The 23408-nt window shown below is 61.8% G+C and carries 20 protein-coding genes; 8 read left to right on the forward strand and 12 right to left on the reverse strand.

The window, feature by feature from the left end; translation table 11 throughout:
- Positions 1-34 precede the first annotated feature (34 nt).
- From ku to ACODSK_RS02015, 5 genes are all read right to left on the reverse strand, one after another.
- Complete coding sequence (gene ku, locus ACODSK_RS01995; RefSeq protein WP_489013485.1) at positions 35-865, reverse strand: non-homologous end joining protein Ku; 831 nt, start codon at positions 863-865, stop codon at positions 35-37.
- Positions 866-888: 23 nt separating this feature from the next.
- Positions 889-1068 (reverse strand): hypothetical protein, encoded by a 180-nt coding sequence (locus ACODSK_RS02000; protein WP_489013487.1) that lies wholly within the window; start codon positions 1066-1068, stop codon positions 889-891.
- 102 nt (positions 1069-1170) lie between these two features.
- A complete protein-coding gene (locus ACODSK_RS02005) occupies positions 1171-1344 on the reverse strand; it encodes a con-10 family general stress protein (RefSeq protein WP_330075391.1) in 174 nt (57 codons plus the stop codon).
- 177 nt (positions 1345-1521) lie between these two features.
- Positions 1522-1995 carry a copper chaperone PCu(A)C gene (locus ACODSK_RS02010; protein WP_489013489.1) on the reverse strand — a complete coding sequence of 158 codons (474 nt, stop codon included), beginning with the start codon at positions 1993-1995 and terminating at the stop codon, positions 1522-1524.
- The gene (locus ACODSK_RS02015) at positions 1995-2600 is read right to left on the reverse strand and encodes an SCO family protein (RefSeq protein WP_489013490.1); all 606 of its coding nucleotides are present in this window, start codon (positions 2598-2600) and stop codon (positions 1995-1997) included. The genes ACODSK_RS02010 and ACODSK_RS02015 overlap by 1 nt, the downstream gene beginning before the upstream one ends.
- A gap of 417 nt (positions 2601-3017) precedes the next feature.
- Between ACODSK_RS02015 and ACODSK_RS02020 the strand changes: the two genes are divergently transcribed.
- From ACODSK_RS02020 to ACODSK_RS02035, 4 genes are all read left to right on the forward strand, one after another.
- Positions 3018-3890 (forward strand): helix-turn-helix transcriptional regulator, encoded by an 873-nt coding sequence (locus tag ACODSK_RS02020; protein ID WP_489013491.1) that lies wholly within the window; start codon positions 3018-3020, stop codon positions 3888-3890.
- 15 nt (positions 3891-3905) lie between these two features.
- Entirely contained in the window at positions 3906-5483 is a 1578-nt protein-coding gene (locus tag ACODSK_RS02025) for a hypothetical protein (RefSeq protein WP_489013492.1), read from the forward strand.
- A gap of 6 nt (positions 5484-5489) precedes the next feature.
- On the forward strand, positions 5490-9740 hold the full coding sequence (locus ACODSK_RS02030; protein WP_489013494.1) for an AAA family ATPase: 4251 nt from the start codon (positions 5490-5492) through the stop codon (positions 9738-9740).
- A gap of 219 nt (positions 9741-9959) precedes the next feature.
- Entirely contained in the window at positions 9960-11903 is a 1944-nt protein-coding gene (locus tag ACODSK_RS02035) for an autotransporter outer membrane beta-barrel domain-containing protein (protein ID WP_489013495.1), read from the forward strand.
- Between the two features lie 115 nt (positions 11904-12018).
- On the opposite strand, the gene ACODSK_RS02040 is transcribed toward ACODSK_RS02035, so the two are convergent.
- The 7 genes from ACODSK_RS02040 to ACODSK_RS02070 form a co-directional block, all read right to left on the reverse strand.
- A complete protein-coding gene (locus tag ACODSK_RS02040; RefSeq protein WP_489013497.1) occupies positions 12019-13014 on the reverse strand; it encodes a DUF6708 domain-containing protein in 996 nt (331 codons plus the stop codon).
- Positions 13015-13080: 66 nt separating this feature from the next.
- The gene (locus ACODSK_RS02045; RefSeq protein WP_489013499.1) at positions 13081-14073 is read right to left on the reverse strand and encodes a DUF6708 domain-containing protein; all 993 of its coding nucleotides are present in this window, start codon (positions 14071-14073) and stop codon (positions 13081-13083) included.
- A 66-nt stretch (positions 14074-14139) separates the two neighbouring features.
- Complete coding sequence (locus tag ACODSK_RS02050; protein WP_489013500.1) at positions 14140-15135, reverse strand: DUF6708 domain-containing protein; 996 nt, start codon at positions 15133-15135, stop codon at positions 14140-14142.
- The gene (locus ACODSK_RS02055; protein WP_489013502.1) at positions 15135-16865 is read right to left on the reverse strand and encodes a T6SS effector BTH_I2691 family protein; all 1731 of its coding nucleotides are present in this window, start codon (positions 16863-16865) and stop codon (positions 15135-15137) included. The genes ACODSK_RS02050 and ACODSK_RS02055 overlap by 1 nt, the downstream gene beginning before the upstream one ends.
- A gap of 48 nt (positions 16866-16913) precedes the next feature.
- Positions 16914-17699: a toxin VasX gene (locus tag ACODSK_RS02060; protein ID WP_489013503.1), complete on the reverse strand. Its 786-nt coding sequence runs from the start codon at positions 17697-17699 to the stop codon at positions 16914-16916.
- Positions 17700-17709: 10 nt separating this feature from the next.
- Positions 17710-18585 carry a DUF4123 domain-containing protein gene (locus tag ACODSK_RS02065; RefSeq protein WP_489013504.1) on the reverse strand — a complete coding sequence of 292 codons (876 nt, stop codon included), beginning with the start codon at positions 18583-18585 and terminating at the stop codon, positions 17710-17712.
- On the reverse strand, positions 18585-20702 hold the full coding sequence (locus ACODSK_RS02070) for a type VI secretion system Vgr family protein (protein ID WP_489013506.1): 2118 nt from the start codon (positions 20700-20702) through the stop codon (positions 18585-18587). The genes ACODSK_RS02065 and ACODSK_RS02070 overlap by 1 nt, the downstream gene beginning before the upstream one ends.
- 424 nt (positions 20703-21126) lie before the next feature.
- Here ACODSK_RS02070 and ACODSK_RS02075 point away from each other — a divergent pair, with 424 nt between their 5' ends.
- The 4 genes from ACODSK_RS02075 to ACODSK_RS02090 all read left to right on the forward strand — a co-directional run bounded on the left by ACODSK_RS02075 (position 21127) and on the right by ACODSK_RS02090 (position 23384).
- On the forward strand, positions 21127-21759 hold the full coding sequence (locus ACODSK_RS02075; protein ID WP_489013508.1) for an START domain-containing protein: 633 nt from the start codon (positions 21127-21129) through the stop codon (positions 21757-21759).
- Positions 21760-21895: 136 nt separating this feature from the next.
- Positions 21896-22729 carry a bifunctional allantoicase/(S)-ureidoglycine aminohydrolase gene (locus tag ACODSK_RS02080; protein ID WP_489013510.1) on the forward strand — a complete coding sequence of 278 codons (834 nt, stop codon included), beginning with the start codon at positions 21896-21898 and terminating at the stop codon, positions 22727-22729.
- Positions 22730-22867: 138 nt separating this feature from the next.
- Positions 22868-23113 carry a type II toxin-antitoxin system prevent-host-death family antitoxin gene (locus ACODSK_RS02085; RefSeq protein WP_489013511.1) on the forward strand — a complete coding sequence of 82 codons (246 nt, stop codon included), beginning with the start codon at positions 22868-22870 and terminating at the stop codon, positions 23111-23113.
- Positions 23103-23384 carry a type II toxin-antitoxin system RelE family toxin gene (locus tag ACODSK_RS02090; protein WP_489013513.1) on the forward strand — a complete coding sequence of 94 codons (282 nt, stop codon included), beginning with the start codon at positions 23103-23105 and terminating at the stop codon, positions 23382-23384. The genes ACODSK_RS02085 and ACODSK_RS02090 overlap by 11 nt, the downstream gene beginning before the upstream one ends.
- Positions 23385-23408 lie beyond the last annotated feature (24 nt).

A 23408-nucleotide genomic window follows, 5' to 3' on the forward strand; every position in this document is an offset into this window, starting at 1 on the left:
GGCAAGCCGACTCCCACAAGGTCCGCGCCAGCAATCAGGAGGCCTTGCGCGGTGCCTTTTTCTTCGCCGCCGGTTTGGCCTTGCCGCCGAGGCTGCGCTTGAGCAATTCGGTCAGGTCGATGATATCCGCGCCCTTGCCACCCTCCTCCTCGCCCTGCTCGACCACACTGACCTTGCCCTTGTCGGCCTTCTCCTGCACCAGGTCCATGATGGTCTGGCGAAAGACGTCGTGATAATCCCCAGGCGTCCAGTGACTGCTCATGTCCTTGACCAGCCGCTTGGCCATGTCCAGTTCGGCCTTGCTGGCCTTGGCCGCGGTGACGCTGCTGTCCAGCTCCAGGCTGTCGAGGTCACGCACTTCATCGGGCCAGCGCAGGGTGATCAGCACCAGGGCGTCCTCAAGTGGACGCACCAGCGCCAGATGCTGCCGGGTATGCAGCACCAGGGTGGCCAGGGCGACCTTGCCGGTGCTGTCGAGGGTGTCGCGCAACAGCGCGTAGACCTTGCCGCCACGCTTGTCCGGCGCCAGGTAGTAGGGAGTGTCGAAGTGCTGCAAGGGAATCTCGCCGGCCTCGACGAAGGAGAAGATATCGATGGTCTGGGTCGCCTCCGGCCGGGCCTTGCGGATCTCCTCTTCGCTGATCACCACATAGCGGCCCTTCTCGACCTGCACACCCTTGACGATATGCTCCTTGGCCACCTCCTTGCCGGTGACCTTGTTGATCCGCTTGTAGCCCACCGGGTCCATGCTGCGCTGGTCGAGCCAGTCGAAATCGACCCGCTGCTCGCTCGTCGCCGAGGCCAGGGCGACGGGGATGTGCACCAGCCCGAAGCTGATCGCACCTTTCCAGATTGCACGGGGCATGGCGGACTCCTGGGAATGAACGATCAGTTGTCGCTGTCCTTGCCTGGGGCCAACTGCGCGGCCGGGCTTTCCGATTGCGGCTGCTGCATCTGCAGCGACGGCTTGCTCGGATCGGAATCCTTGCCCGGATGGTTGGAGTTGTCGAAACAGCCGCCCAGCGCCAGCACGCCGGTCAGCAGAAGCAGGGCTGTACCGTGGTTCATGACGGCATCCTCCGCAAAAGCAAACGGCGCATCAAAGCCAGGCCTCGATGCGCCAGACGGACGGGGCATGCGCGATGCCCCGCCAATTACTGCGTTACTGCATCAGGAGCGACCACCCTTGCGGCCGGTGTCCTGGGTTTTCTGCCGGTCCTGATTCATGCCACCCGAATGTTGCCCGCCCTTGCGGCCGGCTTCGGAGGCTTTTTCCCGGTCATTGGCAAAGTTGCCCGGGTTGCCACCTTGCTTGGAGCCAGTACGGTTTTCATTGTTAGCCATGATCTTTCACCTCATAGAAAACGAAGGGTGCACGACGTGTGCCGTACATGAGGTCTGAGTACAGGGCGGTGCAGGGATTCGCTTTGATTCGCAGCGGCCGGACGGGTGGCGGGAAATAGCAGCAGGCGCTTGTTTGGTGCGCAAGAAAGCGGGGCCACGACGGGCCCCGCGAGGGCGTTACATGTGACCGTGGTCGTGGTGCATTTCCTGCTTGCCGCTGGTCAACGAGCGGACCGGGATCTGGATTTGCAGATTTTCCTTGGTGCCCTTGGCGTCTTCGATCACCAGGGTCAGCGGTACCTGCTCGCCTTCCTTCAGTTGCTGCACCAGGCCCATCAGCATCACATGGTAGCCATCGACATCCAGGGTCACCGGCTTGCCGGCCGGAAGGTCGAGGGACGCCACCGGGCCCATGCTCATGATGTCGTCCTTCATCTGCATCTGGTGGATCTGCACGGTTTTTGCCACCGGCGACTGCACCGCGACCAGCTTGCTGTCGGTGTCGGCGACCAGGGTCATGAAGGCACCGGAAGACTGCTGGTTGGCCACGGTGGCACGGGCCCAGGCATTTTCCACGGTGGTTTGCGCCAGCGCCGGCAGGGCAGCGCCACACAGGGCCAGCACGGCCAGGGTTTTACGAATCGGCAGCATCAGCAGATCTCCATCAGGGTCAACAGGTCTTCGGCGCATTCCTTGGCGGTCAGCGAGTGGGACAGGCCCAGGTGCAGGCGGCCGCGGGAGTCGAAGACGAAACTGGTGGACGTGTGCGACACGGTGTAGCTGTCACCCAGCGGCACCTTCTCGTAGAACACGCCGAATTCCTTGGCAGTGGCGGCGATCTGCTCGGGGGTGCCGGACAGTGCGGTGAAGGTCGGGTCGAAGGCCTTCACGTAGTCTTCCAGGACCTGCGGGGTATCGCGCTCGGGGTCGAGGGTGATGAACACCACCTTGAGGAAGTCACCATCGCGGCCCATCAGCTTCTTGATCTGCACCGCCCGCGCCAGGGTGGTCGGACAGATCGCCGGGCATTGGGTGAAGCCGAAGAACACCATCGGCATCGAGCCGTAGAAGCTCGACAGCGCGTAGGTATCGCCGTGGACATCCTGGAGCTTGAAGGAGCGGCCGAGGATCTTGTTGCTCAGGTCCTTGCCGTATTTGAAATCGAGCTTGGGCGTCGTATCGCAGCCGGTCAGGGCTGCCAGCCCCGCCAGGCCGAGCCCGGCGATAACAGTGCGCCGGCTCATCAGATCGTTCATGTAACCATCCTTTCGGGAAGGTGCACGCTTCAGCAGGGAAGCTGTTCATTTCATGGTTTTTTGCGAGGCGGCATTTTGTCATGCGAGGCAGGGAGGGGCCAGCGCAGGGCGCCGGAAGGGTGCGGCGTGGTGTCGCAGAGGCACCCATCAAAGCGTTACAAGCTGTGAAACGCGGACGCTGTGGGAGCTGGCTTGCCAGCGAATGCGATGGTGAATTCACTGCAGCAATCGCTGGCAAGCCAGCTCCCACAGCGTCCGCGTTGCAGTTTCAGGCCAATGAAGTGGCCCTGAGCCAGCATCCGGGTTATTGTCGCCATTTTTCCGGCAGGGACGCTCTAAACGTTGTCAGTGCCACTGACACGACCTGTCAGTCGCCCTCGCTAGAGTCGCCGCCAAGCCCATCGACAAGGACCCGCCATGGCGGCCACCGACCACGACACCCTGGCCCTGCGCCTCGCCGATATCCTGCGCCTGCTGCTGGGCGGCGAGCGCCCTACCCGCCTGCAACTGGCCGAACGCTTCGGGGTCAGCGAGCGCACCATCTACCGCGACCTCAACCGCCTCGGCGATGCGGTGGAGCCTGGCGACGACGGCGTCTACCAACTGGCCGGGCAATACCGTGGCAGCCTCTCCCCTGCCGACCTGCGCACCTTCGCCCGCATCAGCGGGGTCGAGCAGCTGTTCCCGGCCAGCGACCGCCGCTCCTGGCTGGAACTGCTCAAGCCCGGCCCGACCAGTTTCCTCGTCCGCGACGGCCATTTCGCCGCCGAACGCCCGGACAGCCGCGACTTTCGCGAGCTGGGCCGGGCCATCGAGCAACGCCGTCGCTGCCAGCTGGACTACACCGGCAAGCAACGCTGCATCGAGCCCTACCGGCTGGTGCACAACAAGGGCATCTGGTACCTCGCCGCCAGCGAGGACGGCCGCCTGAAGAGCTTCGCCTTCGCCCGTATCGAGGCGCTGCGGGTAACCGAGCAGACCTTCGTCCCCGACCCGCAGACCCAGGCGCGGATCGAACAGGACGATGACATCTGGTTCAGCGAGGACCGCCTTGAAGTCACCGTGCAGGTCGCTGCCAGCAACGCCTATTACTTCCTGCGGCGCAATGTGCTGCCGCAACAGCAACTGATCGAACAGCAGGCCGACGGCCGCCTGCTCCTGCGCTGCCAGGTCAACCACCCGAACCAGCTGCTGCCGATCATCCGCTACTGGATTCCCCACGTACGCATTGTCGAGCCCGCCTGGCTGCAGCAACAGCTGCGCGACGAGCTCACCGACTATCTGCACTAGACCAGGACACCATCAATGACCGCCGATATGGAAAAGAACCTGGGCCAGCAAAACGACCCGGAACACAGCCTTGATTTCGACCAGGTCGCCGAAGACCAGGCCAGGCGCATTGAAGGTGCGCTGTTCGACAACGAGGACAACGCCGGCAAGACCAGCGCGGTGATCGCCTCGTTCGTCGCCTCCTGCAATGCCCGCGGCGAGAAGCCGCTGGAGCAGTGGCTGAGCGATGAATTTCGCAAGTACCCGGACCTGTGGAAGAACGAGGACGACCTGCTGCACACCAGCCGCGAGGTGATGCAGTCGACCCGCGCCTTCAACCAGTCCCGCGAGTCGCTGCAAGGTCATCTGGACAAGGGCCGCAGCCAGGCCTCCTGGCTGGCCGGCGAGATCGAGAAGAACGCCGGGGTCAGCGGTTCGATCCACGTCGGCCAATATGCCGGACGCATCGACCAGGCCCTGGCCGAAGCCACCGAAAACGCCCGGCGCATCGTCACCACCCAGGGCGGCGCGATCAGCCTCAACCCCAACCTCGACGGCTTTATCGCCGAACAGCACCACGTCGACACCTTCAATATCGACGCCACCACCAAGGGCAGCCCGTACCGGGCGCGGATGGTCAACTCCCGCGAGCTGAACTCGGTGGACATCGAGATCGTCGACGGCAATGGCAAGGTGGTCGGCAAGTACCAGTCCAAGTACGGCTCGGACGCCAGCGCCACCCAGCGCCAGTTCGAGAATGGCGACTACGCCGACCAGCAGCGCCTGGTGCCGGAAGGTCACGGCGCCGATGTGGCCGACAGCAGCGAAGTGATCGAGGTCGATGGGGTCAAGTCCAAGCCGCTGTCCAAGGAGGAAGCCAAGGCCCTGCAAACCAAGGCCCAGGCCGAGGCGGAAGCACGCCAGTACGAATGGAGCGATACCAACCGGATCGATATCGCCAAGCAGATCGGCAAGCAAGCGCTGGTGGGTGCCTGTATCAGCGTCGGCCTGCAGGGTGTGCGGATCCTCGCCCGGCGTGCCTGGAACAGCCTGACGGGCAAGGAAAACCCCGACGCCAACGACGAACTCAAGGCGTTCTTCGCAAGCTCGCTGCGCAGTACCGGCGAAACCGGTGCCCAGGTGGCGGTGTCCGGTGCGGTGGTGGTGGCAGTGAAGAACGGCTGGCTCGGCGCCGCCCTGCGCGGCACCCCGGCCGGGCTGGTGACCAATATCGTCTGCGTCGGCCTGCAGAACGCCAAGGCCCTGTACAAGCTGGGCAAGGGCGAACTGACCCGCGACGAAGCCCTCGACACTATCGGCAACACCACGGTCACCACCTCCATGGCCATTGCCAGCGCCACCAAGGGCGCGGCCCTCGGCGCCAGCCTGGGTACCGTGCTCGGGCCGGTGGGCAGCGTGATCGGCGGCTTCGTCGGCGGCGTGGCTGGCGGCATCGCCGGAGGTCAGGTCGGCGAACTGGTCTACAAGGCTGGCAAATCGCTGGTCGGCACCGCCCTGAATACCGCCGCGCGGGTCCTCGAAGGTGGCGCCCGGCTAATGCAGTCGGCCGCCAGCGGCCTGCGCGATTTCGCCTCTTCCCTTTTCTCCTGGTAAGCGCCGATGAACCTGCTCGAACTCAAGGACAAGATCAAATCCCACCTGGTCGCCGGTTACCCGGGGCTGTTCATCCAGTCCGGGGAGGATGCGCGGGTCGATGCCATGCTCCAGGACATCGCCGCGACCCTGCAACTGAGCCCCAAGGAATGGAACCTCGGCTACGGCTGGGTGGACTTCTTCAACAAGCAGCCACGGGGCAGCCAGGGCGCCGAGATCGACCTGGCCAGCAGCCTGCCGACGCTGCTCGACGATGACCTGGACGGCAAGCTGTTCATCATCAAGGACGCCCGCAGCGCCCTCGAACACCAGCCACTGGCAGTGGCGCGGCTGAAGCAGTTGCTCAACCGCATCCAGCGCCATCATCGCGGCACGGCGGCAGTGGTGCTGGTCTCGGAGACCCTGCACATTCCGGCGCCGATCGAAGCGCAGATCACCTTGCTGCCGCTGCCCTTGCCCCGTGGCGAAGAAATCGGCGAGCAGATCGAGGCGATTTCCCGGGAGTGCGGCTTGCGGGTACCCGAGCCCCTGCGCCTGCAAGCCGCGTGCAGCGGCCTGAGTCAGGAGGAGATCCGCTCGGCACTGGCGATGGTGCGCCTGCAGCATGAAGAGATCGACGATGTTGCCCTGGCCCTGATCCAGCGCGAGAAGGAACAGATCATTGCCAAGAGTGGCGTGCTGGAAATGGTCCGCACCAGCGAGAAGGCTGGCGATATCGGTGGCCTGGAAGACCTCACGGAATGGCTCGATCGCCGTGCGCAAATCTTCCGGCGCCTCGACGAAGCGCGCGAGGCGCGGGTCCAGGCGCCCAAGGGCGTGTTGATCGCCGGCATGCCCGGTTGCGGCAAATCCCTGACCGCCAAGGCCGCAGCCGGGATTTTCAAGCTGCCCTTGCTACGCCTGGATATCGGCTCGCTGCTGGGCAAGTACGTCGGCGAAAGCGAACACAACATGCGCCGCGCGCTGAGCATGGCCGAGTCGGTCAGCCCGTGCATCCTGTGGATCGACGAGCTGGAAAAGGCCTTCGTCGGCATGACCAGCGGCAGCGGCTCGGAAGTGTCTTCGCGGCTGTTCGGCTACTTCCTCACCTGGATGCAGGAAAAGACCGGTGCGGTGTTCGTCATCGCCACCGCCAACAACGTCGCCGCACTGCCGCCGGAACTGCTGCGCAAGGGCCGCTTCGACGAGGTCTTCTACGTCGGCTTCCCGAATGCTGCCGAGCGTGCTGCGATCCTCAAGATCCACCTCAAGGACGAAGCGCTGGAGCTGGAGGACGAGCAACTGCGCCACTTGGTCAGCCAGTGCCGCGATTACGCTGGTGCGGACATCCAGAACGCCATCAACGAAGCCCGGGAAGAAGCCTTCCTCCGCGAACGTGCCTTGTGCTTCGACGATCTCCAAACGGCCATCAAAGCGACCGTGCCGTTGCGCGAAACCCTGCGCGACAAGGTTGCCGAGTACGAGGAAATCTTCGAACGGCTCAAGCTCAAGCCCGCCTCTGCCTGTGACGGCCTGAGCGTGGCGCAGATGATCCAGATGGCCGAAAGCGCCAACGCCCTGCGCCGCGAGGAAGTGGCGCGCAACGAGGACTGCCCGGACGACCTGCTGGAAAAACTGGCGGCCGACCCGGTCGAGGAAATCCGCGAGGCGGTGTACCGCAACCCGAACTGCCCGGAGCGGGTGCTGACCCTGCGGATCAATATCGACGAGGACGAGGACGACTTCGACCGCGACCTGTTGCATCTGGCCTGCGTGCATCCCCATGCACCGCAGGATCTGCTGGCGTCGCAGTTCCAGTGGCTTGGCCTGAAACCGGAGCATCGCCTGCAACTGGCGTTGAAGAGCAGCCATGAGCCGTTGTTGCAGCAGTTGCTGGCGGACAAGGATATGGAGGTGCGGCGGGCCCTGGCGCGCAACCGGCACCTGGGTAACGACGGTCAGCGTCAACTCGGCAAGGACAACCATGACGCCGTGCGCCTTGCCCTGGCTGCGAACCCTGCACTATGCAGCGAGGCGCAATCGATGCTGTCGCGGGACCAGAACGAAGACATTCGTGCAACCTTGGCCAGGCTGCCGACCCTGAGCGAAACAGTGCAACTGGCGTTGACCCGGGATGCGGACCCCGACGTGCCCAGGATCCTGGCGGCACGTAGCGCAGACGCGTCACTGCCCGACGCGGTGCAACTGGAACTGGCCAATGGCAGGGTGGACGTACGCCTGGAGCTGGCCGGCAACCCCAATACCGGTGCGCCTGCCCAACTGTTGCTGGCGCAGGATGCCCATGTCGAAGTGCGCAAGGCCCTGGCTCGTCACCCTGCCCTTGCCAGCGCAACGCTCCAGTATCTGGTCAAGGATGTCGAGAGAGTACAGGGCTGCCTGGCGGCCAACACTGCCTTGAGCCCGCTGCACCTGCGGGGTTTCGTCATGAACGAATCGGTCGACGTGCGCAAGGCGCTGGCCGGCAACGAGCAGGCCGGCCCGGCACTGCTCGCCCTGCTGGCACGAGACCCGCAGCCTGCGGTACGCGAAGCGCTGGCCAGCAATGCCGAGATCGATCCTCAGACCATCGATATCCTGCTGAGCGATCCCTGCGTGGAGGTTCGCGAAAACGTGCTGCTCTGGCACAAAACGCTCACCGCCGAGCAACAGCAGCGCATGGTCAGCGACCCGGAATCCCGCGTGCGCGAGCGCTTCGCCTGGTACAACGCCTCGTTCGACGACATTCACCAGCAATTGCTCGACGACAATCCCAAGGTGCGCGCCGAGCTGGCCAACAATGCCTGCCTTGGCCAGGACATCCAGCAACGCCTGGCCCTGGACCCGGAAAACGATGTGCGCTGCGCCCTTGCCCGCAGTTCCGACACCAGTGCCGCAATCCAGGCCGTGCTGGCCGAGGACAACGACGTTCAGGTGCGTACCGATCTGGCGGGTAACGAGAGCCTTGCGGCGCCGGTCTTTGCCGTACTGTTGAAGGATGTGATGCAGGTACAGGTGAAACTGGCCGGCCACTCTAGTCTGACCACGCCGCAATATCTGCAGTTGACCCGCAGCCGCTTCGACGAGGTCCGCGAAGCGCTGGCCGGCAATCCCGTGATCGGCGAGGAGGTGATGCGCGAACTGGGCCAGCATGCGGTCGCTTCGACTGAAACCAGCGCCTGGTATGTAACCCATGAACCGTCGAAGGTAACCCTCGCCCTGGCCGCTAATCCCGGCCTGCCGAAGGACTTGCAGGAGAGTCATTACGACACCTGGATCAAGTCCCAGGAGGTACTGAAGGCACTGGCGGCGAATCCGGCGCTCGATGAGACGTTGCAGGAGAAACTGTCCCGGCATACCGACTATCCGGTTCGCGAGGCGCTCGCCCGTAATTCGAAGCTGAGTGCGGAGCTGGTGGTCAAGCTGTCCAGGGACTCCACCACGACGGTACGGGTGGCGCTGATCAAGCGCCGCAAACTCGATGCCGATATCGAAGCGCGGCTGTGCAACGAGCAATCGTCCACCTTCCGCCTGGCACTGGCCGGCAACCCGCATATCGGCAAGCGGACGCAGATGACGCTCGCCGAAGACAGCAACGAGGATGTCCGCGCCGAGTTGATAAAGCAGGCGGGTGGTCGTTCGGGGTTCATCTTGAGCCTGGCGGCCCAAGCGATCCTCGCCGAGGACAGCGCCTACGAGGTCCGCGCGCTGCTGGCCGAATACCCGGATCTGAGCCTTGCCCTGCAGCACGCTCTCGCCCAGGACGATACCGCCAGCGTGCGCAAGGCCATTGCCGCGCAACCAGCCTATCTGTGGGGTCGGGCCCTCAGCGAAGACGTGCAATTGCGCCTGTTGAAGGATCGCGAAACCAGTGTGCGCATGGCCTTGGCCGGTAACGCCCAGTTGCTGCCCCATGTGCAACTGGCGCTGGCGCGGGACAGCGAAGTGAAGGTGCGCAAGACCCTGAGCGAAAAGGGCAGCAGCTACGGTCCCCGTCTGTTGCCGGTGGTGCAGAAGACCCTGGCCAACGACCCTGACGTCAACGTGCGTGTCGCGCTGGCACATACCCTGTTCGGTCTTTGCCCTCCAGTCACCAGCGAGGAAATTCTGCTGACCCTGGCGGGAGACAGCAATCACCAGGTCAAGGAGGCGATCGTGTCGTTCCTGAACTTTGGCGAGATGCGCTACAGCGAGGCGGTGATCGCCAGGCTGAGGGAAGGCCTCGATGACGAGACCCGCGAAGCCCTGGAGGAAGCACTCGCCAGCTGCGAGGAGGACTGAGACGACCGCTCGGCAAAAAGTGTTCCCGCAAGCCATACCAGAAACTTGCTGGAACACTTTTACTGCCGATCCAACAAGGGTTTGCGCGAGATCCGCCAAACCCTACAGTCAATTCCGACAAATCACCGCGTTTCGTCACAAATCGGCCCAAATCCTGCTGTCGGCAGGCCGTCGCATCGCCAAGATGCTCCCGCCTAACGACACACAAGGATAAGTGCCGTGCTCAAACCGCTCGCCATCGCTGTTGCCCTCGGATCCGCCCTGCTGCCCCTGGGGGCCGGGGCCTACGACTACGGGGACTACGCCAGCCAGACCCTGGATCGCCTGATCCACGACTATCCGGGCCGCTACCGCGGTACCGCCAACTTCGCCGGCGCCGCCGACTGGATGCAGGCGCAACTGAGCTACGGCTACCAGACCAGCCGCCAGGACTTCACCTGGGCCGGCACCCGCAGCTCGCAGAACGTCATCGCCTCCGCCGCCGGTACCACCAGCAACTACGTGGTGCTCGGTGCCCACTTCGACACCTACTTCGGTCGCCCTACCCTGCAGGGCCTGGACGACAACGCCTCGGGGGCAGCGGTGCTGACCGAGATCGCCCGCAACCTCGGCGGGCTGCGACTGGAGAACGGCCTGGAAGTGGTCGGCTTCGGTGCGGAAGAAGAAGGTTTGCGCGGCTCACGGGCCTACGTCGCGTCCCTCAGCGACAGCCAGCGCGCCAATCTGCTGGGCATGATCAACCTCGACAGCCTGATCACCGGCGACAAGATGTACGCCCATGCCGGCAGTAATGCCGTGGACAACCCGGCGCTCGGCGCCTATCGCGACCAGTTGCTGCGCATCGCCAGCGAACTGAAGATCGACCTGTTCACCAACCCTGGCCTGAATGCCGACTACCCCGCCGGTACCGGCTGCTGCAGCGACGGCGAGAGCTTCGAAGGACTGAACGTGCCGGTGCTATTCATCGAGGCGACCAACTGGGAGCTGGGCGATCTGGATGGCTACGAGCAGACCGACAACCCGGCGATCCCCGGCGGCTCCACTTGGCACGATCCCGCCGAAGACAACGAGACCGTGCTCACCGGTGCCTTCGGCCAGGAGCGCATCGACCAGCGCCTGCGCGACTTCTCGCGGCTGCTGACGCGCCTGGTGCTGGAACTGACCAATGCCGACCTGCTCGCCTCCACCGCCTCGGGCGGGGCCATGGCGCGGCAGATGGAAGATCAGTTGCAGCGCCAGCACCAGGCCATGACCCGCCTGCATGACCGGCGCTGGCTGGGCCTGCTCGGCAGCCAGCGGGCGGTGGGCAGTTTCGATGGCGAGGTGGGGGTCGAGGGCGAAGTGTCGCCGGACAGCGGTTTCGACGTGGCGGGCAATCCAGAATCGAAGCGTATCGACGTGCATGTCCTGGGCGACTATCGCCTGAGCGAGCTGGCCACCGTCGGCGCCAGCCTGAGCTTCGAGCGCAGCCGCGACAGCCTGGACCATGGCGGGCGGGTCGAGGGCGACACCTGGCAGGTCGGCGTGTTCGGCCTGCTCAACGACGGCGGACCGCAGTGGCTGGCGGGCGAGCTGAGCGCCGGGCATACCCGCTTCGACACCCGACGCTCGGTGTTCATCCAGGCCAATGGCGGGCCGGTGCTGCTCGACCAGCGCCTGTCCGGGGATACCTCGGCGCTGTTCTGGGGAGCACGGGTCGAGGGTGGCTATGACTTCGATATTGGCGGGCTGAAGACCGGGCCGTTGGCGGGGCTGGACTACGTGCACTACCGCATCGACGACTTCAACGAGGACGAATCGCTGCGTACCGCGCTGGGTTATGAGCGGCAGGATTACGAGGGGCTGGAGGCCAGTCTCGGCTGGCGCCTGCATGGCAGCCTGGGGCTTGGCGCCGGGATGACCATCAAACCTTACGCCAGCGTGCGCTGGGTACGGGAACTGGCCGACGGGCGCCTGGACGAAATCGACCTGACGGCCCGGGCCGACGGCCGGGTGCGCACGGCGGAGCTGGGCAAGGTCGACAAGGACTTCGGCCGGGCACAGCTGGGGGCGCAGTTGATGGTGACCGAGCAACTGGGCGTGTTTGCCGAGGCCAATAGTCGCTTTGCCCATGATGAAGGGAATCAGGCGGGCTATTCGCTGGGGGTGCAGTGGATGTTCTAAGCCTCGGATGAAGTGGTGTTCTTGCCGGCCTCATCGCGGCATGGGTCGGGTTTGCCCAAACTAACCATGCGACGCGGTCCATCCAATTACCGGGACCGCGTCGATCTTGAGGGCGCTAGCGCCCTGCCTCTTCAATGGCCTTCGGAAAACGCGGCTCGTAACACAGCAACAGCGACAGCCAGTGACCGATGGCGTGGATCAGGATCGCCGGCCACATCAGCAGGTTGATCAGAACGAAGACCCTCAGCTCGCGATGACGTATGAAGCTGGTGTCCAGGCCCCAGGCCGCCTTGAGCGAGAGCCATGGCCAGGGGAATTTGCAGATCAGCTTTTGAGGGGCTGGAGCCGCGGCGGGACCGTCCTCCATGTAGCGACGGATGTATTCCCAGAAAGCCAGCAACTCGCTGGCGTTGCGGGTGGGTTTGCCGATGAAGGTCAGTTCGATGTTGTCCGTGGGCGTTCCTTGCAGATCCACTCCATCACCCTTTTCCCAACCGAGAATGACGTAACCGCCCGTGCCATCCAGTTCGCTCATGTTCTTGTCGATGATGATCTCGGTCTTGTCCCAATCCATGATGCGGATGCCGCCTAGGTGTTTAGGGCGGAGGAGGTAGACTTTGCGGGTGATTCGGTTGAAACGGACGATGATGCGGCGCGCGGTGAAAGACTCCATTCGAAAGAAGCCAAGCGTGTATCGCAGGAATACGCCAAGAGCCACAAGCCAAAGTAGTGGAAACAACACATTAAAAAAGTAGTCTATTGTAGTCAGCGGCACAACTTCACTGCCTCGCCCGCCGAGCGAAAATTGCTCTATAGAAATGACCATTGTCATCACAAAGGCGTAAATAATAATTCCATATATGCAAACTGCAAATACAGTGATCACGCCTCGCTTTTCATCACTCGGGGTGCGGACATCAATATATCTATCGCCATGAAAATATATAGACTTATTATCACAGACCAAAGTTGACACTGAATCCCCCACCCCATCCGGCGCATCAAGCTCCTCTTGTCCTGGCTGTCGTTTTCGGTTTATGGATCTCTCAGTAGCCTCTTCATAAGTCATCAGCGTCTTGGACCATTCGAAGCCGCGCTCCAAGAAGTACATCAGAGTGTTCCTTCTATTGCGCGCTGCATCATTTCAATTTCTTTTTCTTCGCAGGACCCCATATAACTATCGCCCTGCCTCTTCAATGGCCTTTGGAAAACGCGGCTCGTAACACAGCAACAGCGACAGCCAGTGACCGGTGGCATGGATCAGGATCGCCGGCCACATCAGCAGGTTGATCAGAACGAAGACCCTCAGCTCGCGATGACGTATGAAGCTGGTGTCCAGGCCCCAGGCCGCCTTGAGCGAGAGCCATGGCCAGGGGAATTTGCAGATCAGCTTTTGAGGGGCTGGAGCCGCGGCGGGACCGTCCTCCATGTAGCGACGGATGTATTCCCAGAAAGCCAGCAACTCGCTGGCGTTGCGGGTGGGTTTGCCGATGAAGGTCAGTTCGATGTTGTCCGTGGGCGTTCCTTGCAAATCCACTCCATCACCCTTTTCCCAACCGAGAATGACGTAACCACCTGTGCCATCCAGCTCGCTCATGTTTTTGTCGATGATGATCTCGGTCTTGTCCCAATCCATGATGCGGATGCCGCCGAGATGTTTGGGGCGGAGCAGGTAGACTTTGCGGGTGATTCGGTTGAAACGGACGATGATACGGCGGGCTGTGAAGGACTCTAGCCGAACGAATCGGCCGGTGTACTTCAGAAAAACGCACAGTACTAGAATACTAAACATCGGAAACAGCGAAAGAACAAAATACTCATAAGCCTCCAATGCGACCCCATCATGTCTACTACCGGAAACCATGCGTTCGACAGCAATAGCTGAAAGACTACAAATCATGTAGACAATCATCCCATATATGCAGAATGCAAATATTGTAATTACACCGCGCTTCTCGTCGCCCGGGGTCCGCAAATCAATATACCTATCACTGTAGCTGTAAAGTGAAGAGTTATCGTAAACCTCACTAAAAACTGATTCACCCACTCCCATAGGAACGTGAAGCTCTTCCTGTCCCGCCTGCCGCTTTCGATTATTTGATCTTTCAGTAGCCTCTTCGTAAGTTATCAGTGTCTTGGACCACTCGAAGCCCCGCTCGAGGAAATACATTAGAGTGTGCCCTCCATCGCGCGCTGCATGTTTTCAACTTCCTTTTCTTTGCAGGAGCCCATAAAGCTAACGCCCTGCCTCTTCAATGGACTTCGGAAAACGCGGTTCGTAACACAGCAACAGCGACAGCCAGTGACCGATGGCGTGGATCAGGATCGCCGGCCACATCAGCAGGTTGATCAGAACGAAGACCCTCAGTTCGCGATGACGTATGAAGCTGGTATCCAGGCCCCAGGCGGCCTTGAGCGAGAGCCATGGCCAGGGGAATTTGCAGATCAGCTTTTTGGGGGCTGGAGCGGCGGCGGGGCCGTCCTCCATGTAGCGGCGGATGTATTCCCAGAAGGCCAACAGCTCGCTGGCGTTGCGGGTGGGTTTGCCGATGAAGGTCAGTTCGATGTTGTCGGTGGGTGTTCCTTGCAGATCCACTCCATCACCTTTTTCCCAACCGAGAATGACGTAGCCGCCCGTGCCATCAAGTTCGCTCATGTTCTTGTCGACGATGATCTCGGTCTTGTCCCAATCCATAATGCGAATGCCGCCTAGGTGTTTAGGCCGGAGGAGGTAAACTTTGCGGGTGATGCGGTTGAAACGGACGATGATGCGGCGGGCTGTGAATGACTCTAAGCGAAAAAATTTAAATGTATATTTCAAAAATACCCCAAGCACCAGCAGCCAAAAAACCGGAAATAGCACAGCAAAAAAGTAGTCAACCGTAGTTAACGGTATCTCATCGTGATATCCATGACCGGCAACAACGTGATCAATGGAGATCATTGAATTAACTACTATTGAATATATAATCATCCCATACAAAACAACTGCAAATATAGTAACAACCCCCCTTTTCTCCTCACTCGGCGTCCGAACATCCAAAAATATTTCATTATGCAAATAAACAGATGAATTGTCGTAGACCTTATCAGAAACCGACTCCCCCACTCCTTCTGGCGCATGTAACATCTCCTGCCCAGGCTGTCGCTTTCGGTTAATTGCTTGTTCGGTTGCCTCCTCGTAAGTCATCAGCGTCTTGGACCACTCAAAACCTCTTTCCAAAAAATACATCAGAGTGTTCCTTCTATCGCGCGCTGCATGATTTCAACTTCTTTTTCTCTTGTATCGGCAACTCCGTTACTACGCTCCTTACGGAAGGTGCAGTGATCCAAATATCTCTGCAAAGAGTTCGGAAACAAGTAAATTTCTACCAACAACAGAGCCAGGATTGCGATGTTTACCCCAAGGAATAGGCGGAGCATGGGCACCATGCGCGCCGCTAGGGCAGTCGATCCCTGCACGCCAAAGTTGACCACCTTTCCAATAATTAATTGGGTTCCGTATCTCTTGAGTAGGTATTCAAAGTACGGTTTTGCATAAGCCAAACCAACAGTAATCGAGAGAGTCGCCGCCCCCATTTGTGCAGATGCACGCAAAGCATAAAGCGCGGCAATCGAGTGCTTTCCCAGGTTTCGACTATCAACAGCATCCTGACCGTCATACCAAGCCCCCACTACCCCAGCCGCCCCCGCCAGAATCCCCGCCCCCAACCGCAACCCACCCCCAAATACCTTCGCCCCCTGCTGCACCGCCGCATTACTGCTCCGCGTACCAAACGCCACCGCCGCAGCACCCAGCTCAACCCCTGCCGCAGTAACCGCCAGCAACGCCGCCACCGCCTCGATGTACTGTCGGCTCTGCTTGTCCTCCACCGACAGGCGATTGCTCAGGTTCCACATTTCCAGAAAGACCAGCACGCCGCCGAGACGCAGTTCGCTCATCGGCCCCGTGGTGCCTGCCCGCAGCGCCTCGTCGAAACTGCGGGCCGCCGCGCGGTCGATACGGGCCAGCGTGCCCCGGCTCAACGACCTGCCGCCACGCATCTCCAGCTGGAAGCTCTGGGCATAGCGGCCCAGGTGCGCTTGCAATACTGCCGCCGCGACCTTGTTGGTGGTCTTGTCCAGCATCGCCGCAGCCTTGTTCTGAAACAGCGAATTACCCAGGGTGTTGATCAGCAGCGCACCACCCACCAAATAGCTGGACGGCGGCCCGCTCGCGCCCTCGGCGAGGGTGTCCATGAAGGCGTGGGCCCGGTCGTAGACGACGGTCAGTTTCTTGAGGCGGTCCTGCCAGGTGAGGGAGTCGAACTCTTCCAGCTCGCCACGCGCCTGGAACAGGCTGTCCACTTCCGCTTCGGCCTCTTCCTGATTCTGCGCCAGCGAGCGCCAGAACAGGTTTTCCCGCGCCGGCGGCGTATCGCGCCAGCGCTCCAGCAGCGCCTCGCCGGCCTCAGTGGCATTCATCCCGGCGATGGCCTTGCCGATCTGGTCTTCGAACAGCAGCGCCTGTTCGGTGTCGTCGCGGTCGAATACCTCAAGGGCCTGGAGCAACTGTTCGCTTTGCAGCCAGAGCAGGTGGTCTGCCGTGCGGTCATTCCTGGCGGTATCGGCCTTGTCCAGTTCGACGCGGTAGCGGGCGAGAAACGCCTGGCGCATGGCCTCGTCGATGTAGCCGGCGTACTTGCCCCAGCTTTCTTCACGGGCGGCCTTGGCGGCAGCCTCCTGCACCTGGCGTTGATGCGCCGGGTTGCGGAAGGATTGGTAGTTGCCCGCCGACTGGATCACCGCGTGGCGATTGGCGGCCTGGTATTCGGGATCGGTGTAGCGCACACCGATGTGTTTCTGATGATCGTAGTAGCGGACCTGCGCGTCGTCTTCGACCAGCTTCCTGATGTTGTCGATGGCAAAGGCAATGGTGAACTTGCGCTGGTTGTCGATCTTTTCATCGTCCTCTTGCGCCATGAAGGCTTCGAGTGACTCGCTGCTCGCGTTGCGCCAGGCATTGAGCTCCTAGACCAGGCCGAGGGTATCGTCGAGGACGACCGCAACCCCGCGCTGCGCCTTGGCCCCGGCGGCCGGTTTCATTTCCGCCCGGACCGATAGCCATGGCGGCGGCAACGGCTGGAATGCCTGGGACTTGAGATGATCCTTCAGGCCGGGCTTGTTTTCAGCCGCCAGGTCCGCGACGAGTTCGAGGGCGTCATGGGCGAGGATGCCGTCCAGGCGTGGCGGGTTTTCCGCGATCACTGCGGCAACGTCGACCGCCGTCATGCTGTCGCGGTACCTGGACAACTGCCGGTACTGGTCACGGACTTTTTGCGTCAGGGGCACCGGGCTGTAGAGAAAACGCAGGTCCTCGATGCTGTCCATGTCGTGAACCCTCAGCACCCAGGCCAGTCCCTTGACCTGGCCAGCAACGAAGGCCGGTGCCGGTGGAGCCCAGGGGTTGTCCGGGTCGATGATCTCGAGCGTGCCCACATCGGAAACCCGGTACTGACTGTCCCAGACGTAGGGCTCCTCGATGCGCTTGACCAGCAGATACAGGAAGCCCTCGCGCAGGGGGCGCAGGGCATAGCCGGACTCGCTGAGCCGGCCCACCTTGGCGGGTCGATTCAGATGCGGGGGGAGGAACGGCAACAGTCCCCGCTGCGCTTCGTTGCCGCCCACCGCGCCATAGCGCAGCGGCAGGAAGGTGAAGGTGCGGGTGCAATTCACCAAAGGGCCGGTGGTGGAGTTGCGCTCATGGAGTTCGCGAACACGCTCGCAAAGCGCGAAGGATTCTTCCCAGCTGTACATGGATGATTGCTCACTTTGCGTTTCGGGGAAGGCGCTGCTGCAGCGCCTGTGCGAGGGAATGGCCGTCGTCGCGCACCGCTTCCAGTGCGGCTTGCCATGCAGGGGTGTCATGCAGGAGCTGGCCGTGGCGAGCGACAAAAATGACGTACGCCTCCAGGTCTTCCTGCCGGGTCAAACCGTGCTTGCGTGCGTCGGCCAACAATCGACGCACTTGTGCAATTCGGTGGCCACGGCAGTTGTCCCTGACCTGGGAAACCAGTGCCTCCTGTAGCTGATCAGCCAGGCTGTGGCTCAGGGGATCCGTGGTCAAAGCGTCCACGCAGCGCTGATCAAGGCGAATCGACACCTGCCCGGAGAAATCGGGACGGTCATGCCCTCGGTGGTCCAGCCAGAGATTCTTTTGAGGTTGCGGTTGCACCACCCACCAGTAACGGATCGGCGCGAACAGGTCGTCGATGCCGGGTAGATCGCGGCGCTCATAGAGGACGGGAAGCGCTTCTGTGGTGTAGGGACGCAGCAGGCAGGAACTGCCATCCGGTATCCGGGCTATGCAGGCTTGTCCGAGATGATTGGCGAGCCTCTCCGGCTCCTGGGAGCTGACCAGCCAACTCCAGGGCACATCGCCTGCCAGTTCGGACACCTTGCAGTGAAATTCGTACTGGGCATCAAGGCTCAGGCGTTCTCCGGAAGAGAGCAGCCAGGGGCCGATATCCCGGATATTGGCAAAGCATGGCTGATGCAGAAGCGGCCACGCACTTTGCGAGAAATGTTCCATCAAGCGCTCACGCGCCGGGAGCGGCACAAGAGCCAGCTCCATGATGGCCGTCAACCTGAGGCTCGGGTCCTCACGAAGCTGCTCCATCAGTGCTTCTGCAAAAGGCGTCATCAGGCGATCCCCCCTTCCATCGGAATCAGGCTGCTACCCTCGGCGATAGCCTTGAGCAGGCATCCCACGCATACCGACTCGCTGATGTTCGGAGTCCCCGTTGCAGCGATGCTGTGAGTACTGCCGCCAGGGATGATCGTTAGCGGAGCCTTCATCTCAAGGGCGATGCCTTCCAGGGTGATGCCCGCCGCATCGATGCGCAGCGTGCCGCCAGGGGCTTTGATGACCAGGGTGTCGGCCGTGCTGATTTCATGGGTCCGGGTGTGATGCACGATGCGCTGGCTCGCGTGCAGGATGACGTCGCCTTGCACCTGCTGGTGCAGGTGACCACCGATCTCGATGTAGTGATCGGCGGTCGTTGTGTCATGGCGGTCAATGCCGACCACTTCGGTTCGGTCACCGGCGATGCTGATGCTGTGGTTGCGATCGATCACCAGCTCATCGTCCTCGCCGATCCGCTGCCGCCGGTTGCGCCCGATGAGCAGTGTTTCGTCGTTGCCCACGGTGTCCTTGCGGTCGTGGCCGATGGTGAGGGTCTCGTCGTTTTCCACCTGCTCGCTGCGGTCGTGCCCGACGAAGGTGGTTTCGTCATGCTGGACGACGTTGTTCTGGTCCCTCTGCGCGTGGATGAAAACCTCTTCCTGGCCCGCCTCGTCCTCGAAGCTCAGCTCGTTGAAACCATCGCCCTTGTGGCTTTGGCTTTTGAGGGTCATGCGGGTCTTGTGCCGGGGTAGTTCGTAGGGCGGGCGCTGCAGGGGATTAACCCCTCTCCCGATAACGATAGGCTGCTCACTATCCCCATCCAGGTAGCCGACAATCACTTCCTGACCAATTCGCGGTATCGCCATATGCCCCCACAGCGCCCCGGCGATGTTCTGCGACACACGGATCCAGCAGGAGCTGTGCTCGTCTTCCTTGCCTTCCCGGTCCCAGGGGAACTGCACCTTCACCCGGCCGTATTCGTCGCAATAGATTTCCTCGCCCGGCGGGCCCACCACCCTGGCCGGCTGCGGGCCGTCGATGCGGGGTTTGGGCAAGGCTTCGGGGCGCCATTCGGTGTCGTCCGGCACCAGGGTGGCGATGCAGTTGTAGTGGGTGCCCTGGCGGGCATCGGCGCTGTCTTCGGCGAGGCTGGTGTATTGCTTGCCGTGGTGCTCCAGATGGGTCGGGCGCCAGCCGCGGTTGAGGTCTTCGCGGGGGTGGCCGATCAGGTCGAAACAGATGCCTGGCACCAGTCGCGCATCGTCCCCTTCGGCGATGACCTGGCAGGCATCACCACGCAGTCCGCGCAGGCGGTCGCGGGTGAAGGCCTCGCCAGCTTCGCCCTTGTAGCGGCCGGGATAGTCGTAGCGCTCGTAGTTGCGGTTCTGGTGCTGCAGGTCGCTGGCTTCGCGACGGGTCTGCTGGTTGTACTTGGGGTTCTTGAAGCTGTAGTCGCGCTGCACCTGGCGGGCGGTGCGCACGTTTTCGGTGTAGATGAAGCGATGCAGGGCCGGACCGGGGCGGTCGCCACCGGGCTTGGCGTTGTATTCCACCGGCAGGCCGGGCTGCTTGCCGAAGATCCACAGGCGGTCGCAGTGGATCAGGCGGTGGCCTTCGGCGCTGTGCCGGAAGCCGTAGAAGAAGCCTTCTTCTCTCATGATCCGCTCAACGAACGAATAGTCTGAGTCCCCGCTCTGGACGCAATATTCTCTTGTTTCATGGGGATTGGTGACGCGCTGCTCGTAGTCGAGAGTGAGGGCGTGTTTCTTCAGCATCGCGGTGGCGATGTCGGGCACGTTGAGGGTCTGGAAGATGCGCCAGTCCGAGGCCAGCTTCATCCGCGCCAGGCGCGGCTCGACCACGGCGTGATAGCGGGTGCGGCGAAAACCGGTGTCGCCCTGCTGGAACGAACTGACCGAGCCGTGCACGTAGCGCACCGGCTGTTCGCCTTGCCAGAGGGTGAACAGCGCCGGGCGGTCGAGGACTTCAGCGAAGTCGACGGCGGGGTTGGTGCAGCTCAGGTCGATATCGAGGCGGAAGGTTTCGGAGAGGCCTTCGCGCAGGCGAAATTCGACGACTTCAAAGTCTTCGTTGCCCGCGCTGAAAGTAAAGCGCAGATCGGATTGGACGGGCATGCAGAGCTCCCTGCAACTACGCACCCATCGCAAGCATCAGCGCCGGGCCGCATGTGGATCGGGGTATCCACCTGGGCGTCGGGCCGGAAGAATGGCGGGCCGCTGACCAAGGGGGATGTCCATGGAAATGATTCCGTGGAAATCCTGAACCTCGATCAGCGGCGGATATATAGGAAAAATCCCAAGCATCAGGGTGAAATGGCTGAGCGTTCGCGTCGGTTTCCCGACGGGCGCCTCGGTGATGTGGTGTTCTTGCTGGCCTCATCGCTGGCAACGCCAGCTCCCACAGGGTCCGCGTCGTACTCAGACCCACCGGTCGACACAAGACTTCGTGGGAGCTGGCGTTGCCAGCGATGAGGCCGGTAAAAACACCACAAATCCAGCCTATCCTTAGCAAACCACCCCATCACCCCAGATCACTGTCATGCACCGCCTTATCCTCCTGGCCCTCCTCCTCGCCACCACCGCCCAAGCCGCCGAACCCTGGCACCTGGCCCATGAAGAAGCCGGCATCCAGGTCTACCTGCGCGATGTCCCCGGCTCGAAGTACCAGAGCTTTCGCGGTGTCACCACGATCAAGGCCGATGTCCGCACCTTGAGCGATCTCCAGGAAAATCTGCGGGTCGCCTGCAAATGGCTGTACGCCTGCGCCGATATGCGCCTGCTCAGCGTGGAGGGCGCCGATACCTGGGTCTACCTGACCACCGCCCTGCCCTGGCCGGCCACCACCCGCGACATGGTGCTCAAGGTGCACACCGAGCGCAGCGACGACGGTACCCTGACCCGCCAGCTCAGCGCCCAGCCCGGCCGCGTTCCGCGGGAACCGGGACAGATCCGCGTCGTACAGTTGCAGGGGCTCTGGCGCATGGTGCCCAAGGGCGAACGGGAAACCGAGGTCACCTATGAAATGCAAGCCGATCCGGCCGGCGATATCCCCGCCTGGCTGGCCAACCGGTTCGTTATCGACGCGCCGATGATCACCCTCATGACCCTGCGCGCCGTGGCCGAGCGCCAGGGCATTCATGATCCCGACGACAACAGCCACCCCATTCAGTAATTGAATACCACGAATTCCAACATTTAATTTGTGGATGCCTTGCGATGCTCATACTGTAGAGCGGCAAGCCCCGGTCGACCGGCCGTTCCAGCCGATCCCGGGGACACAACAACAAACACCCCCCGCGAGACTCCCCATGTCGAAATCCTATTTCGCTCCCCACGGCGGACACCCGGCCCAGACCGAGTTGCTGACCGACCGTGCGATGTTCACCGAAGCCTATGCCGTGATCCCGAAAGGCGTGATGCGTGACATCGTCACCAGCCACCTGCCGTTCTGGGACAAGATGCGCATGTGGGTCATCGCCCGCCCGCTGTCCGGTTTCGCCGAAACCTTCTCCCAGTACATCGTCGAAGTAGCGCCGGAAGGCGGCAGCGAGCGTCCTGAGCTGGACAAGAACGCCGAAGCGGTACTGTTCGTCGTCGAAGGTGAAGTCGATATCACCCTGCAAGGCAAGAACTACACCCTGAAGCCGGGCGGCTACGCGTTCATCCCGCCAGCCGCCGAGTGGAGCCTGCGCAACAACAGCAGCGCCAACGTCACCTTCCACTGGATCCGCAAGCACTACGAAGCCGTGGAAGGCCTGCCGCATCCGGAAGCCTTCGTCACCAACGAACAGGACATCACCCCGATCCCGATGCCTGGCACCGACGGCGCCTGGGTTACCACCCGCTTCGTCGACATGGCCGACATGCGCCATGACATGCACGTCAACATCGTCACCTTCCAGCCGGGCGGCGTGATTCCGTTCGCTGAAACCCACGTCATGGAACACGGCCTGTACGTGCTGGAAGGCAAGGCGGTCTACCGCCTGAACCAGGACTGGGTCGAAGTGGAAGCCGGCGACTTCATGTGGCTGCGCGCCTTCTGCCCGCAGGCCTGCTACTCCGGTGGCCCTGGCCCGTTCCGCTACCTGCTGTACAAGGATGTGAACCGCAACGTGCACCTGACGCTGAATCCGAAGCGTTGAGTGGTGTTGGGCTAGCAGCCTGAATGAAAAAGCCCGCCGGTGGATGGCGGGCTTTTTTGTGCCTGCTGTTCCTCAAAGTCACACTTGCTTGGCCAGTACTTAAAGACCAAAATAGCGACCAAATTTGAGGGCCAAAATATGCAAAACATTCTGGCGGACGTGGCAGTCAGCGTATCCGAGTTGAAAAAGAATCCATCCGGCGTGCTGGCCGGCGCTGCGGGCATGCCGGTCGCGGTGCTCAATCACAACCGTGTCATGGGTTACATGGTGCCAGCAGCGTTGTACGAATCGATGATGGAGCGGCTGGAAGATCTGGAACTGGTGGAGATTGCCAAGGCGCGCGCCAGCGAAACCCCAGTACCGGTTGATCTCGATGACTTATAAGCTCGAATTTCTTCCCTCCGCCCTGAAAGAATGGGAAAAGCTTGGTCACACGGTACGCGAGCAGATCAAGAAAAAACTCCGAGAACGCCTCCAGTCTCCAAGGGTTCAAGCCGATGCCCTGCGAGAGATGCCAAGTCACTACAAGATCAAACTGAAGACTTCCGGCTATCGCCTGGTTTATCGGGTCGAGGACGAGCGAGTGGTCGTTGTAGTGGTTTCAGTCGGGAAACGAGAGCGCGGTGCCGCCTACCAATCAGCCAGGAAGCGCTGACACTGGTAGCTCGATGAGTCGGGA

The sequence above is a fragment of the Pseudomonas sp. FG98 genome, from assembly GCF_057808595.1.